Raw genomic sequence first — 12672 nt, forward strand, 5'->3', positions numbered from 1 at the left:
ATAAGATATTAACCGACGATCTTCTCGTTTTCTACGTCTTACCGCTGCTGCTAGGCGCAGCATGCTTCGTGCTTGATGTGCGCACGAAAGCTAACGTGATTGAACTTTCTGTCACGGTTTTTTCTATATTCGCAGCGCTACTGTTGAGCGTTCAGGTGGCGTTGTATAGCGTATCCTTGAGAAGGATAAATCCTCCGGGCGACCCGAAGAAGAATAAGGATTTCAATGTAGTAAACAAATCAAGAAAAACCCTGATATCCGAATTGAACTCAAATATCTCTTATCTGATCCTGATATCAGTTATACTTATCACAACTCTATTAATAATATACTGCATAGGAAGGTTTAGTGCGCTAGAATCTTCCTTTGCCATATTTATGTTTTTTCACTTCGTGATGACATTGCTAATGGTTGTAAAGCGCGCGAGCGTGGTGTTTTCGCGGGAATATGAGGATTCCTAGGTACCGACGTTCCCTCCTAGCCCGGACTTGGGGAGGCTCGCATGGAAGTCGCCGTCTACATCCTGCGATGCTCGGATGGCTCGTACTACACCGGCCTGACCAAGCAGGAGGTCGAGGCGCGGGTATGGGAGCACAATGAGGGCGTCTATGACGGCTACACGCGCAAGCGGCGGCCGGTGGAGTTGGTGTTCACCGAGACCTATGATCGGATCGTCGAGGCGATCGAGCGCGAGCGGCAGATCAAGGGGTGGAGCCGGGCCAAGAAGGAGGCGCTGATTGCGCTGGCGTACGAGCGATTGCCGGAGTTGGCGAGCCGGAAGAAGAGGTAGCTGGAACCCTCGTGGTTCGAGGCCTGGCCGAAGATCGTGAGTGAATATTCAGGAAGGCCGTGCGGGCCAGGCACCTCACCATGAGGGTGGCGGCGCAGTGCGTCGCGTCGGCTCATCACGTAGGTTCGCGCCAAGCGTTGAAGGTTGGCAGCGCGGCCTCTCAGTAGCCCTCATGGTGAGGTGCCCGGCCAGCACTGCGTCGGCGGCATTGCATAGACTTGCCCGGCCGGGCCTCGAACCACGAGGGCGCCAGGTGCTTCCCTCCCCACCCTCATGGACAAACCCCAGGCCTTCCGCTCTACCAAGCGGCCGCGGGCGCGCATCGCATGAGTCGGGCGCGGGCGGCGGTTTCAAATCCAGGGGAAGAGCATGCGCATTCGGTCGATGATGATGGGGGCAGCCGCGCTGGTGGCGGTTGGGACGTTGGCTGCGCACGCGCAGGCCGAAGGGTTCGAAAACATCGTGCTGTCGGCGAGCGAAGACGCGGAAGAGACCCAAGCGACGTTTGCGCCGGATACGGCGAAGATTTTCTTGTCCGCCGAACTGACCGACGCGGTGGCTTCAGGATCGAAGCTCACGGTGAGCTGGGTTTCAGTCGATTCCGGTGGTGTCGCGCCGGCTAACTACAAGATCGACGAAGTCAGCTTCGAAATCGGCATGATCGAAAACCAACTCGACGCCTCGATGACCAAGCCGGATGCCGGCTGGCCGGTCGGCACCTATCAGGTGCAGATCGCCGTGGATGGAACGGTGAAGGAAACTGTGGATTTTGCGGTGAAGTGATGGGGCTGGGGGCGCGCAAGTGCCCCCTCACCCGACCGCTGGGGAGAGGAGAATGAGGCGTTCGCGCCGCCCCTCATCCGGCCGCTGCGCGGCCACCTTCTCCCCGTGAACGGGGAGAAGGAAAAAGGGTGTCTCAGTTATCGCCCATCTTGAGCGCCTGGATGAAGGCTTCCTGCGGGATGTCGACCTTGCCGAACTGGCGCATGCGCTTCTTGCCCTCTTTCTGCTTSTCGAGCAGCTTGCGCTTGCGGGTGACGTCGCCGCCGTAGCATTTTGCGGTGACGTCCTTGCGCAGGGCGGAGATGGTTTCGCGGGCAATGACCTTGCCGCCGATCGCTGCCTGGATCGGGATCTTGAACATGTGCTGGGGGATCAGCTCCTTGAGCTTTTCGACCATGACGCGGCCGCGCTTTTCGGCGGCCGTGCGGTGGACCAGCATGGAGAGCGCGTCGACCGGCTCCTCGTTGACCAGGATCGACATCTTGACGAGGTCGCCTTCCTTGTAGTCGGTGAGGTGGTAGTCGAAGGAGGCGTAGCCCTTGGAGATCGACTTCAGCCGGTCGTAGAAGTCGAACACCACCTCGTTGAGCGGCAGGTCGTAGACCAGCATGGCGCGCTTGCCGACATAGGAGAGGTCGACCTGGATGCCGCGGCGCTCCTGGCACAGCTTGAGGATCGAGCCGAGATAATCGTCAGGCGTCAGGATGGTGGCGCGGATCCACGGCTCCTCGATCGCGGCGATCTTGACCACGTCGGGCATGTCGGCGGGGTTGTGCAGTTCCTTGACCGTGCCGTCGTTGAGATTCATCCGGTAGACGACCGAAGGAGCAGTGGCGATGAGGTCGAGATTGAACTCGCGCTCGAGCCGCTCCTGGATGATCTCGAGGTGCAAAAGGCCAAGGAAGCCGCAGCGGAAGCCGAAGCCGAGTGCGGCCGAGGTTTCCATTTCAAAGGAGAAGCTGGCGTCGTTGAGACGCAGCTTGCCCATGGCGGAGCGCAGGTCCTCGAAGTCGGCGGCGTCGACCGGGAACAGGCCGCAGAACACCACCGGCTGGGCCGGCTTGAAGCCCGGCAGGGCCTTGGCGGTGGGGCGCTTGTCCTCGGTGATGGTGTCGCCGACGCGGGTGTCGGCCACTTCCTTGATCGAGCCGGTGAAGAAGCCGAACTCGCCGGGGCCAAGCTCGTCGACCTGGATCATCTTGGGGGTGAAGACGCCGGTACGCTCGACCAGATACTTGGCGTTGGTCTCCATCATGCGGATGGTCTGGCCCTTCTTGAGCTTGCCATCGATGATGCGTACCAGGACGATGACGCCGAGATAGGTGTCGTACCAGCTGTCGACCAGCATCGCCTTGAGCGGCGCGTCGATGTCGCCCTCGCGCGGCGGCGGCAGCTGGTTGACGATCGCCTCCAGCACGTCGGGGATGCCGAGGCCGGTCTTGGCCGAGATGTAGACGGCTTGCGAGGCGTCGATGCCGATGACTTCCTCGACCTGCTCCTTGATGCGCTCGGGCTCGGCGGCGGGCAGGTCGATCTTGTTGAGGACGACCACGATCTCGTGGTTGTTGTCGATGGCCTGGTAGACGTTGGCGAGCGTCTGCGCCTCGACGCCTTGCGAAGCGTCGACGACGAGCAGCGAACCCTCGCAGGCCGACAGCGAACGCGACACTTCATAGGCGAAGTCGACGTGGCCGGGCGTGTCGATCAGGTTGAGGATGTAGTCCTCGCCGTTGTTGGCGCGGTAGTTGAGCCGCACGGTCTGGGCCTTGATGGTGATGCCGCGCTCGCGCTCGATGTCCATGTTGTCGAGGACCTGTTCGGTCATCTCGCGCAGTTCCAGCCCGCCGGTGGACTGGATCAGCCGGTCGGCAAGCGTCGACTTGCCGTGATCGATATGGGCAACGATGGAGAAATTGCGGATGTGGTCGAGCGGTGTGGTCATGTGCGGCGCTTTAGCAGGGGCGACAAAGCTTAACAAGCGCGGCTTTGCGCCCTGTTGCTACCAGCGCAGCACGAAGCGGCCGGCAGCAGCGCCGGCAAGCGTGAGGATGGCGATGGCGAGCGAATACCAGGTGGCGACGAAGAACGGGGAATCGTCGAAGCAGTGCGCGGCGTAGAAGGTGGCGGCAAGGCCACCGGCAAGCAGGCCGCAAGCGGCACCGGCGAGGCCGGGCCTGGTCGGGGCGCCACGGCGCAGGGCGGCCAGGAAGATGGCGAGCGGGCCGAGACCGATCAGCGGGATCATGGTCAGGCAGACAAGGGCGTTGGTGCCGATGAGCCGCGTGCCCCATTCGGCTGATGGAATGGTGGCGAACTCAACAGCTAGCGCCACAAGCAGGATCGCCGGCGCAACGACCAGCGACGCGGCGCGACGGCCGAGCCGGGCGCCCGGACGGGCAAGCACCGCGACAAGCCCGCAGGCTGTGACGGCAACAGCCCCGGTGATGACGAATTTGAGCAGGAAGCGCCAGGTCTCGGCGGCGGCCGCGATGTCGGGGCGCGGTCCGAGCAGCACGGCAAAGACAATTGCGGCAACGATGCTGGCGGCAACGCAGGCAACAAGCAGCAGCGGGCCGAGCGAGGTTTGGCGGGAAGCGGCATCGCTCGAGATCGCCTTGATGAGGTCCTTGGTTTCCATGTCCGTTCCGTTCAATCCCTGACAAAGCGCCGGGAAATCGCCTTGAGGCCGCGATGAAGCGCCACCCGCACCGCCGTCTCGGTCATGCCTAGCGCGCTCGCCGTCTCGCCGATCGACGCGCCATCGACTGATATCGACGACACGACGTTGCGTTGCACCGGAGCAAGGGCGTCGAGCGCGCGGTCGATGTCGCGGCTGCCCAGGCTGTCCTTTTCCGGTTCGGCCAGCGTGTCGGCGAAGTCGGCGATGTCGACCTCGATGCGCTTGCCACGGCGGCGAAACGCATCGATCAGCTTGTAGCGGGCGATCGCGTAGATCCATGGCATCACGGCTTCGTCCTGCCGCCAGGTATGACGTTTCAGATGGATCGCAAGCAGCGTCTCTTGCACGACATCCTCCGGTTCGACACCGCCGTGAATGATGCGCCGGCGGCAGAAGCCCCGCACAAGCACCGCGACGCGCTCGAGAAAGACGGCATAGGCACTTTCGTCTCCTGCCATCGCCGCCCGGAAAAGCCGGGCAAGTTCGGCATCGTCCGTCCTCGTCAAGCTTGTCTTCCTCCTTTTCGGCGGCGGCGCCCGTTTGTTACGCGGCTGGCGAAATATGCCGAATATCGCGGCGGCGTCGATCACTAAAGCGTGTTCKAAAGCGAATGTAACGAAGCAGGGCCGCCTCGCGAAGTCGACGATGTGGGGCGCATGAGCGCTCCTACAACCTCTCATAGGAGTTGACCATGAATCGCCAGACCCTCGCCCTTGTTCTCGCCGGCTCGCTCGCTTCGGCACTTGCTTCCGCCGCCTATGCAGCGCCGCTGCCGGCAGAAAAGATGGTCGGCATGGAAAAGTGCTACGGCATCGCGCTGAAGGGCCAGAACGATTGCGCGGCAGGCGCGGGCACGACCTGTGCGGGAACCTCGACCATGGACTACCAGGGCAACGCCTGGAAGGCCGTTCCGGCCGGCACCTGCGCGACGATGGACGTGAACGGCCACAAGGGCATGCTTGAGCAGGCCAAGATGTAGTTCGTCGATGTAGCTCGTCTTGGGGTCCGGCACGCCGGGCCCCATCCACCATCTTCAACGCCGGGCAAACAGCATGAACATTTCGCGCAATCACGCAGGGACATTGCCGGCAGGCGCCGGCCTTGGCTTCAAGCCGGGGCACGCCGCCGAGATCTTCGCAACACTGCCGAAAGTGGGCTTCTTTGAAATCCACGCCGAGAACTACATGGGCGACGGCGGCGAACCGCACCGCGTGCTCGGTGAACTCGCAAGCCGCTACCCSCTGTCGCTGCACGGTGTCGGCCTTTCCATCGGGGCGGAACGGCCGCTCGACAAGACACATCTGGCGCGGCTTCGCAAGCTGGTCGACCGCTACCGGCCGCAGTCATTTTCCGAACATCTCGCCTGGTCGACGCATGATACGGGCTTCCTCAACGACCTGTTGCCGCTGCCCTATACCAAGGAAACACTCTCCCGTGTGGCCGACCATGTCGATGAGGTGCAGCAGACCGTTGGCCACCGCATGCTGCTGGAAAACCCCTCGACCTACATCCTGTTTGAAGACAGCAAGATCAACGAGATCGATTTTCTCGACAGCGTTGCCGAGCGCAGCGGCTGCGGACTGCTGCTCGACGTCAACAACGTCATGGTTTCGGCGGTCAACCATGGCCTCGACCCATATGCCTATATCGACCGGTTTCCGATCGAGCGCGTCGGCGAAATCCACCTTGGCGGTTATGACGAGACCGTCGACAGCGCCGGCGACCGTTTGCTGATCGACGCACATGGCTCGATGGTAATGGACGACGTGTTCGCGCTTTACCACCATGCGATAGCTCGGGCCGGACCGCTGCCGACGCTAATCGAATGGGACAACAACGTACCGGCATTTCCGGTGCTGCTTGCCGAGGCAATCCGTGTTGAAGCGGTGCTCCAAACAGCCCGCCACTGGCAGGACAAACGCCAGGCGAGGCAGGCATGAGCAGCGTCCAGGAGAAATTTGCCGCAGCACTGCTGGACCCCACGCTTCCCGTGCCGGATGGCGTGACGAGCGCGCGTGGCGAGGCCGATACGGCACGATTTGCCGTCTACAGGAACAATATCGCCGTCAGCCTGACCAATGCGCTTGGCCAGCGGTTCCCGGTGGTGAAGCGGCTGGTGGGTGACGAATTCTTCCATGGCATGGCCCGCGCTTTCATGGCGACATCGCTGCCTTCAAGCCCGCTGATTTTCGCCTATGGCGACCAGTTTCCGGATTTTATCGCAGATTTCGCGCCGGCCACCGCCTTGCCCTACCTCGCCGACGTGGCGAGGCTGGAGGCGGCATGGACCCGCGCCTATCACGCTGGCGATGTGCTGCCGATGACGGTCGAGGCGCTGGCCAAGGTCGCGCCGGACCAAATCGCGACATCGCGGTTCCGGATTCACGCAGCTACAGCATTGGTGCGCTCCAACTTTGCCATAGGCACCATCTGGCAGGCGCATCAGCAGGACTACGCCGGCAAGCAGTCAGTCGGCCATGCGGAATGGGTGGCTGTGACCCGGCCCGCCTTCGAGGTGCGCGTGCATGTCATACCCGGGGCGGACGGCGTTTTCGCCGCAGCCCTGTTTACCGGGTCGACCATCGGCGAGGCCGCGCAGGCCGTATTCGCGCAGGATCAGCAATTCGATTTCGGCCGGGCGATCACCGGCCTGATTTCGCTCGGCGCATTCGCCGGAATCGAGACATAGCGGAGACATCAGCGATGGCACGAACAGACAATGCTCCGATGCTGCGCGGCCAAGGCCAAGCGAGCCTGCTTCAGCGGGCCGAAAGCGCAATCGCCGCAATCCCCGCAACGCTACCGCTCCTGGCGCTCAGGTTTGCGATTGCCGTGCCCTTCTTCAAGTCGGGACTGACCAAATGGGACGGTTTCCTGACGCTGTCCAACGGCGCGCGCTACCTGTTCACCCAGGAGTTCAGCCTGCACATATTCGGCAATCAGTATCCCTATCCCGCACCCATCCTGATGGCGACGTTCGCCGGAATCGGTGAGATCGTGCTGCCAATATTGCTGGTGCTGGGACTGGGTACGCGCTTTGCGGCGATCGGCATCTTGCTGATGACCGCGGTTATCCAGCTGACAGTGCCGGAGGGCTGGGCCAATTTCCACCTGCCTTGGGCAGCAATGGCGCTGACGCTTGCCGTCTATGGCGGCGGGCCCATCGCGCTGGATAGGCTGGTCGGCCTTGGCAAGAGGAAGGGCTGAACCGCGCGAGCGCGCCGGTATCCATCACAACGCGCGCTATGGAGGTGCGCTAGCGGATGGCCGCGGCTTACGCCGTGCCGGCAATCGGCATCAGGTGCAGGTTTCGGCTGGCACGGCGGCCACAGGCGGCGAGCAGCGCCGAACACAGCATGTCGACGTCGGCCTCCTGGCGCGGACACCAGCCGCAGGTGCAGGCAGCGGGGCCCGAATGCGCATCTGATGTCTCGCGGTAGATCGAGCCCACCGCCTGGGCGGCGAGGCGCATGACGACCATCGGCGGCAGGCCGGTCTTGCGCATGACCTCGCAGAATTCGTTCATGATCGTGGCGCGGATATGCGCTTGCGCTTCCTCATGACGCCGTTCGTCTTCAATCGCATGTGCCAAGGTCATGTCTCCAGATCAATGTATTGGGTTAGCGGCGGTTGAGCTGCGAGCCGCTCGCAGGGGCGATCGCCGCGGCAGCGATCCGCAAGGCTTCGCGCGCTGTTTCGAGCTGACGCATCGCCTCGAACAACGCTTCCCTGTCGCGCCGGTGGATATCGAGCCGGTCGACGAACATCGAGCTGTCGCCGACCTCAGGCTGGGGCAGTGCGTTGAGCCGGCCAAGGCTGTCATTGGCGGTGCGGCGAGCGCTGTCGACCTGTTGATTCAGCGTCTCGACACGGCCGAGAAGCACGAGATAGCTGCCGACGTCTGCCTCGCGGCGCTCGGTGAAACCTGCGATGGGAGCGACATGCATCATAAGTGCGCCTCCAGTTGTTTGTTCGCGACCACGACCACGCATGTTTCGATGCGTGGCCGTGGTGAGCTTAACCCGCCACCCAGGACGAGCCAATACAAAACTGGACTAAAAATATCAAGTTTAAAAATACAACATTCCGGCATCCGGCAGCGGCGCGGAATGGACGCGTCGGAGTGCGCGAATGCCGGCCCAAAGGGCTGTTGACTGAGGTGCCCCCGCGCKCTCCTATATGGGCGGCAGCTTGGGGTGGCTGCGCATGGGAGGAACGGTCATGGCCGAAAAGGCTGAGCATAGTGACGAGGGTTTGACCGCGGAAGCGCGCCCCGCCACCAAGGACGATGCGACCGTGCTTGCCAAGCTGGTCAACATGGCCGGCCACGGGCTGCCGCTCTATCTCTGGACCAAGATGGCCGATGGCGGCGACCCGTGGGAAGTGGGCCGCCAGCGGGCTCAGCGCGAGCACGGCAGCTTTTCCTACCGCAACACCGTGGTTTTGGAGCATGGCAAGGTTCTGGCCTGCCTGATCGGCTATCCCATCGTGCCAGCCCCCGTCGATCCCGACACGCCCGCGATGTTCGTGCCGATGAACGAGCTCGAGGCGATGGCCGTGGGCAGCTGGTATGTCAACGTGGTGGCAACCATGCCCGAAGCGCGCGGCCGGGGCTTCGGCTCCAGGCTGCTCGCCATGGCCGACGTGATAGCAGAAGCCACGGGTTGCAACGGAACCAGCCTGATCGTGTCCGACGCCAATACGAACGCGCGGCACCTCTATGACAGCGCCGGCTACCGCGAAGTGGCGACGCGGCCGATGGTCAAGGAAGACTGGGACAATCCGGGCCAGAACTGGGTGCTGATGGTCAAGCCGTGAGCTGCATTGGCTAAACCCGCTCGCGYTTCGAGACCCCAAATGCATGGTCCTTCAAACACGGAATATTGCGACGATACAATGATGGCGTATGAGGCGGCGCGCCGGGTCTTCCGTCCAGGCGAGGCGCTGACATTCGACGCCGCCTATCGGCTCGCCCATCTGCCGTTGGTGGCGCCAGGCCATGCCGATGCCATAGCACGCAAGGATGGGACCGATTATCTCAACGGAAAATATGCGGCACCGCGTCATTCGCTCGTTTTGCCAGTCGACGCAACGGAACTTGGTCGGTCTGACGCATTTCGACTGTTTGAAAAGGAACTTCGTGCGTTCTCATTCAGCGATAAGATTCAGTGGACCCTGTCTCAGGAGCGCGCATCGAAACTTCACGCGACAATCGTCAACGGTCTTGCCGAGCCAGAGTTCGCGCGTTGCGCAGACCAGGTTGCCAAAGCGCTCGCACCACTAGGAAAGCTTTCGGTACGGATCGGCGGACCATTTCTGGGCCAGTTCAACACCGGCAGGATGTATCTTCCGGTCTATCCGGAATGTCGCGACGGCGAGGATATATTTGCCTTGATCCAGGGCGCGTGTGGCGCTCGGGTGACCCGGTTTTACGTGGTCGGCTATTATCATTTCGCCTCGCCACTCGCGGCCGCCGAAACGAATGAACTGGCAGGGCTGGTGGAGCGTTGGCGCCATCGCACTGTTGCCCATCTGCCGGTCAAATCACTGGCAATTCAATCGACCAATGACGATCTGGCGCTTTCCGCGCGGATCGTCGCAACGATCCCGGTCGGCAGCCGCCGGCGACAACTATAGAACTTGATTGCGCCAGAGCGCGGGCGCGCTTGACGCTTGGGGAGCATTCAGCGCAAATCGCGGACAGTTTCTCGGGAGCTTTTCAAAATGTCCGCCATCGGCCTTTCGCTGCTCGGTCTTTCGACCGTCATCTTCCTGATCGCGGCGATGGTGGCCAAGACCTGGGGTATCGAGCCGACGCTTGGCAAGCTGGTGGTGACGCTGCTGCTTTATTCGCTGGGCAATCTGGTCATGCTGCGCCTGGTGCGCGATTTCGGCATGTCGGTGTCGTTCTCGCTCTCGGCCGTGATCCAGCTGATCGCCGTCAATCTGGTGGCGATCATTTACTTCGGCGAAAAGCTGAGCGGCATCCAGGGCATCGGCGTGGGGCTGGCGGTGGTGGCCGTGGCGCTGATCACGCTTGGGCCGGCACTGGCCGGGAAGTAGGCCAACGCATCCTTTCGACTTAGCGGCTCGCCAGACCAAGGTCTGATCTCAGCATAGCTTTGGTCGGTCGCAGCGGCGTATGGGTCGCAGGACGCTCCACATCGGGAGCAGCTTGCGGCAGGGTGTTCCTTGCGGGAGAGCTAAGGCGCAGCCCGCCTGCGCCCATAGAAGGAACCTCACGATGCGTGCAAGATCCTCCCTCGGTCTTACCTTGCTCATGCTTCGCGCCTCGGCTGCCTTGGCGCTGACGGCGGTCCCACTGCACCTGAGCTTCGACGGCGCGATGCCCAAGCTGGTGACCGCAGCCGCCATGGCGGACGACGACGATTCCGGCTCCGACCACAGCGGTAGCGACGATCACGGCGGCAGTGGCGGCAGTGACCACGGCGGTGGCGGCGGCAACAGTGGAAGCGGCGGCGATGACGATGATGACAATGGCAGCGACGATCACGGCGGCGGCCACGACAGTGGCAATGGCAATGGCAATAGCGGTCGCGGCGGCGGAAATGGCAGGGACGACAGCGACAACCACGACAACGATCGCGAGCATGTGAACCGCCTCACCGGCAATCGGGTCGAAATCGGCCGCAACAGCATCGAGGTCGTTCATCGGGACGGCACCAAGGAAGAACTCGACAACGGTATCTACGAGATGAAGGACGCCAGGGGGCGAACCATCATCGAGCGCCGCGCAACGGCCAGGGATATCGCTCGCATGAACGATCTCGCCAGATAAGCGGCGGCAGGGCTCAGGTGACAGGCTGGAAGGGCGAAAGCCTTTCCAGCCTTCTTTTTGAGCCATCGAGGAAGAGCGGCACCTAGCCGGCTCGATCCAGGGAATCGCGCAGCATCATTGCCGCTTCGGTGCGGTTGCGCACGTTGAGCTTGGCCAGAACCCTGGTCATGTGGTGCTTGACGGTCTTTTCCTGCAGTTTCAGGCGGGCCGCGACCTCCTTGTTGCTCAGCCCGCCCGACACCAATAGGAGAATTTCGCCTTCGCGCTCCGTCAGCTGCCGCAGCGGCTCGGCGCTCGGCTCCGCGGACTGGATGGCCTTGAGATCGGTGAGCAGCCGTGCCGACACCACAGGCGAGACATAAACTTCGCCCGCCGCGACATTGCGCAGGATCTCGGCCAGCATCTTCGAGCCCACTCCCTTCAGCACATAACCGCGAACGCCATGGTTGAGTGCCGTGGTGACGTCATCGCGCGTTTCCGAAACGGTGAGCATGACGATCTTCTGGCCTGGCCGCAGGTCGAGAATGCCTTGCACGGCGCTCAGTCCGCCGCCGGGCAGGCTGATGTCGAGCAGGAGTATCTCGGGAGCTGCCTCGCTGACGATGCGCAGGGCATCGTCGGCGCTTGAGCCTTCGCCGACGATTTCGAAGCCGCCGTGCTCTATGAGGCTACGCGCCACGCCCTCCCGAAACAAAGGATGATCGTCGACGACAGCAAGGCGCAAGGGAGCAGTCATGATTGTTCCTTATCCTCAACGTTGAGCATGACGGCAGCGCGAGTGCCGGCCGCTGATGAGGTCAACGAAAACTGACCGCCAATACTTTCCACCCTCTCGCGAAGGCCGGCGAGGCCGAGCCGGTCGGCGCGGATGCTGGCGACGTCGAAGCCAGGCCCCGCGTCGGACACCTCGACGGTGAGCTTGCCGGCATTGGCTGTCACCGCGACCGCCTGGCCGCGCCCGCCAGCATGGCGAAAAGCATTGTTGAGCGCTTCCTGGACAAAGCGGTAGATGCAGATCTTCTCGTATGAAGCCAGCGCAAGCCCAAGCTGATTGCCAGAAAGCGCTACCTTCGTGCCGGTACGCTGCTCATGGGCCGAGACGGCGAGCGTCAACGTCTCGCTCAGGCTTGCCGCCTCGATCTGCGGCAGAACCAGCCCGCTGGAGATGTCTCTGATGTCGCGCATCGCTTCGTCTAGCCGCGACTTGATGGCATCGATCTCCTTGTCGCGCTCAGGCTGGGTAACGTCAGTGTCAGCAATCGCCTTGCTGTCCATCCTGAGCGAAGCCAGTGCCAGAAGCTGTGCCGGACCATCATGCAGATCGGCAGCGATGCGGCGCAGGTAGCTTTCGTTGAGTGCCGCTGCGCGCCGCGACGCGCCCTCCACGCGCTGGCGCAGCGAGGAATTCTGGGCTAGCAGTTGCTGCAGATCGGCAACACGCTCCTCCAGTGCCTTGCGCTGGCTGTCGATGGTCTTGCTGCCGCGAAAGACGATGCCCCAAAGCAGCGCGAAGACAGCAAGCGTGGTGCCGGCGACGAACAGCCAGCTCGAAATGCCGCGGCATTGAGCGTCGAGCGGAACTCATGGGCGATCTCGTAGAATTCGGACACCGCCACGACC

At 62.5% G+C, this 12672-nt stretch carries 19 protein-coding genes; 12 read left to right on the forward strand and 7 right to left on the reverse strand.

The genetic code is table 11. The features are described from left to right. The 3 genes from AC1DWF_RS25445 to AC1DWF_RS25455 all read left to right on the forward strand — a co-directional run. Positions 1–461, forward strand: a 461-nt coding sequence (locus tag AC1DWF_RS25445; RefSeq protein ID WP_476842187.1) for a hypothetical protein, incomplete at its 5' end; no start/stop codon positions are given. A gap of 41 nt (positions 462–502) precedes the next feature. Next, positions 503–790 (forward strand): GIY-YIG nuclease family protein, encoded by a 288-nt coding sequence (locus tag AC1DWF_RS25450; RefSeq protein WP_476787102.1) that lies wholly within the window; start codon positions 503–505, stop codon positions 788–790. A 369-nt stretch (positions 791–1159) separates the two neighbouring features. Then, positions 1160–1573 (forward strand): hypothetical protein, encoded by a 414-nt coding sequence (locus AC1DWF_RS25455; protein WP_476784828.1) that lies wholly within the window; start codon positions 1160–1162, stop codon positions 1571–1573. Between the two features lie 133 nt (positions 1574–1706). Here AC1DWF_RS25455 and lepA read toward each other — a convergent pair whose 3' ends face one another. From lepA to AC1DWF_RS25470, 3 genes are read right to left on the reverse strand one after another with little or no spacing between them, the layout of a single operon-like run. After that, the gene (gene lepA / locus AC1DWF_RS25460) at positions 1707–3515 is read right to left on the reverse strand and encodes a translation elongation factor 4 (RefSeq protein ID WP_476842188.1); all 1809 of its coding nucleotides are present in this window, start codon (positions 3513–3515) and stop codon (positions 1707–1709) included. A 57-nt stretch (positions 3516–3572) separates the two neighbouring features. Next, positions 3573–4211, reverse strand: coding sequence for an NrsF family protein (locus AC1DWF_RS25465; RefSeq protein WP_476788953.1), 639 nt, complete (start codon positions 4209–4211; stop codon positions 3573–3575). Positions 4212–4222: 11 nt separating this feature from the next. After that, positions 4223–4759 (reverse strand): sigma-70 family RNA polymerase sigma factor, encoded by a 537-nt coding sequence (locus tag AC1DWF_RS25470; protein ID WP_476784831.1) that lies wholly within the window; start codon positions 4757–4759, stop codon positions 4223–4225. Positions 4760–4944: 185 nt separating this feature from the next. Here AC1DWF_RS25470 and AC1DWF_RS25475 point away from each other — a divergent pair, with 185 nt between their 5' ends. From AC1DWF_RS25475 to AC1DWF_RS25490, 4 genes are all read left to right on the forward strand, one after another. Further along, on the forward strand, positions 4945–5232 hold the full coding sequence (locus AC1DWF_RS25475; RefSeq protein ID WP_476784832.1) for a BufA1 family periplasmic bufferin-type metallophore: 288 nt from the start codon (positions 4945–4947) through the stop codon (positions 5230–5232). A gap of 73 nt (positions 5233–5305) precedes the next feature. Then, positions 5306–6193, forward strand: a complete 888-nt coding sequence (bufB, locus tag AC1DWF_RS25480; protein ID WP_476784833.1) for an MNIO family bufferin maturase — start codon at positions 5306–5308, stop codon at positions 6191–6193. Further along, positions 6190–6942, forward strand: a complete 753-nt coding sequence (locus AC1DWF_RS25485; protein WP_476784834.1) for an HvfC/BufC N-terminal domain-containing protein — start codon at positions 6190–6192, stop codon at positions 6940–6942. The genes bufB and AC1DWF_RS25485 overlap by 4 nt, the downstream gene beginning before the upstream one ends. A 14-nt stretch (positions 6943–6956) precedes the next feature. Beyond that, complete coding sequence (locus AC1DWF_RS25490) at positions 6957–7460, forward strand: DoxX family protein (protein ID WP_476784835.1); 504 nt, start codon at positions 6957–6959, stop codon at positions 7458–7460. Between the two features lie 67 nt (positions 7461–7527). Here the strand turns inward: AC1DWF_RS25490 and AC1DWF_RS25495 are convergent, their stop codons facing one another. Both AC1DWF_RS25495 and AC1DWF_RS25500 read right to left on the reverse strand, forming a co-directional pair. After that, positions 7528–7845, reverse strand: a complete 318-nt coding sequence (locus tag AC1DWF_RS25495) for a hypothetical protein (protein ID WP_476784836.1) — start codon at positions 7843–7845, stop codon at positions 7528–7530. Positions 7846–7873: 28 nt separating this feature from the next. Then, positions 7874–8203 (reverse strand): hypothetical protein, encoded by a 330-nt coding sequence (locus tag AC1DWF_RS25500; protein WP_476788951.1) that lies wholly within the window; start codon positions 8201–8203, stop codon positions 7874–7876. Positions 8204–8474: 271 nt separating this feature from the next. Here AC1DWF_RS25500 and AC1DWF_RS25505 point away from each other — a divergent pair, with 271 nt between their 5' ends. The 4 genes from AC1DWF_RS25505 to AC1DWF_RS25520 all read left to right on the forward strand — a co-directional run bounded on the left by AC1DWF_RS25505 (position 8475) and on the right by AC1DWF_RS25520 (position 11052). Continuing rightward, positions 8475–9071 carry a GNAT family N-acetyltransferase gene (locus tag AC1DWF_RS25505; protein ID WP_476788950.1) on the forward strand — a complete coding sequence of 199 codons (597 nt, stop codon included), beginning with the start codon at positions 8475–8477 and terminating at the stop codon, positions 9069–9071. Between the two features lie 39 nt (positions 9072–9110). Beyond that, positions 9111–9890 carry a hypothetical protein gene (locus AC1DWF_RS25510; RefSeq protein WP_476842189.1) on the forward strand — a complete coding sequence of 260 codons (780 nt, stop codon included), beginning with the start codon at positions 9111–9113 and terminating at the stop codon, positions 9888–9890. 87 nt (positions 9891–9977) lie between these two features. Continuing rightward, entirely contained in the window at positions 9978–10316 is a 339-nt protein-coding gene (locus AC1DWF_RS25515) for a hypothetical protein (RefSeq protein WP_476784721.1), read from the forward strand. Between the two features lie 181 nt (positions 10317–10497). After that, complete coding sequence (locus AC1DWF_RS25520; protein ID WP_476784720.1) at positions 10498–11052, forward strand: hypothetical protein; 555 nt, start codon at positions 10498–10500, stop codon at positions 11050–11052. 82 nt (positions 11053–11134) lie between these two features. On the opposite strand, the gene AC1DWF_RS25525 is transcribed toward AC1DWF_RS25520, so the two are convergent. Both AC1DWF_RS25525 and AC1DWF_RS25530 read right to left on the reverse strand, forming a co-directional pair. Next, positions 11135–11788, reverse strand: a complete 654-nt coding sequence (locus tag AC1DWF_RS25525; RefSeq protein ID WP_476784719.1) for a LuxR C-terminal-related transcriptional regulator — start codon at positions 11786–11788, stop codon at positions 11135–11137. Beyond that, positions 11785–12438, reverse strand: coding sequence for a sensor histidine kinase (locus AC1DWF_RS25530; protein WP_476842190.1), 654 nt, complete (start codon positions 12436–12438; stop codon positions 11785–11787). The genes AC1DWF_RS25525 and AC1DWF_RS25530 overlap by 4 nt, the downstream gene beginning before the upstream one ends. Before the next feature lie 33 nt (positions 12439–12471). Between AC1DWF_RS25530 and AC1DWF_RS25535 the strand changes: the two genes are divergently transcribed. Beyond that, positions 12472–12651 carry a hypothetical protein gene (locus tag AC1DWF_RS25535; RefSeq protein ID WP_476842191.1) on the forward strand — a complete coding sequence of 60 codons (180 nt, stop codon included), beginning with the start codon at positions 12472–12474 and terminating at the stop codon, positions 12649–12651. The last annotated feature ends 21 nt before the right edge of the window (positions 12652–12672 follow it).

The organism is Aminobacter sp. P4_D5, from assembly GCF_056401815.1.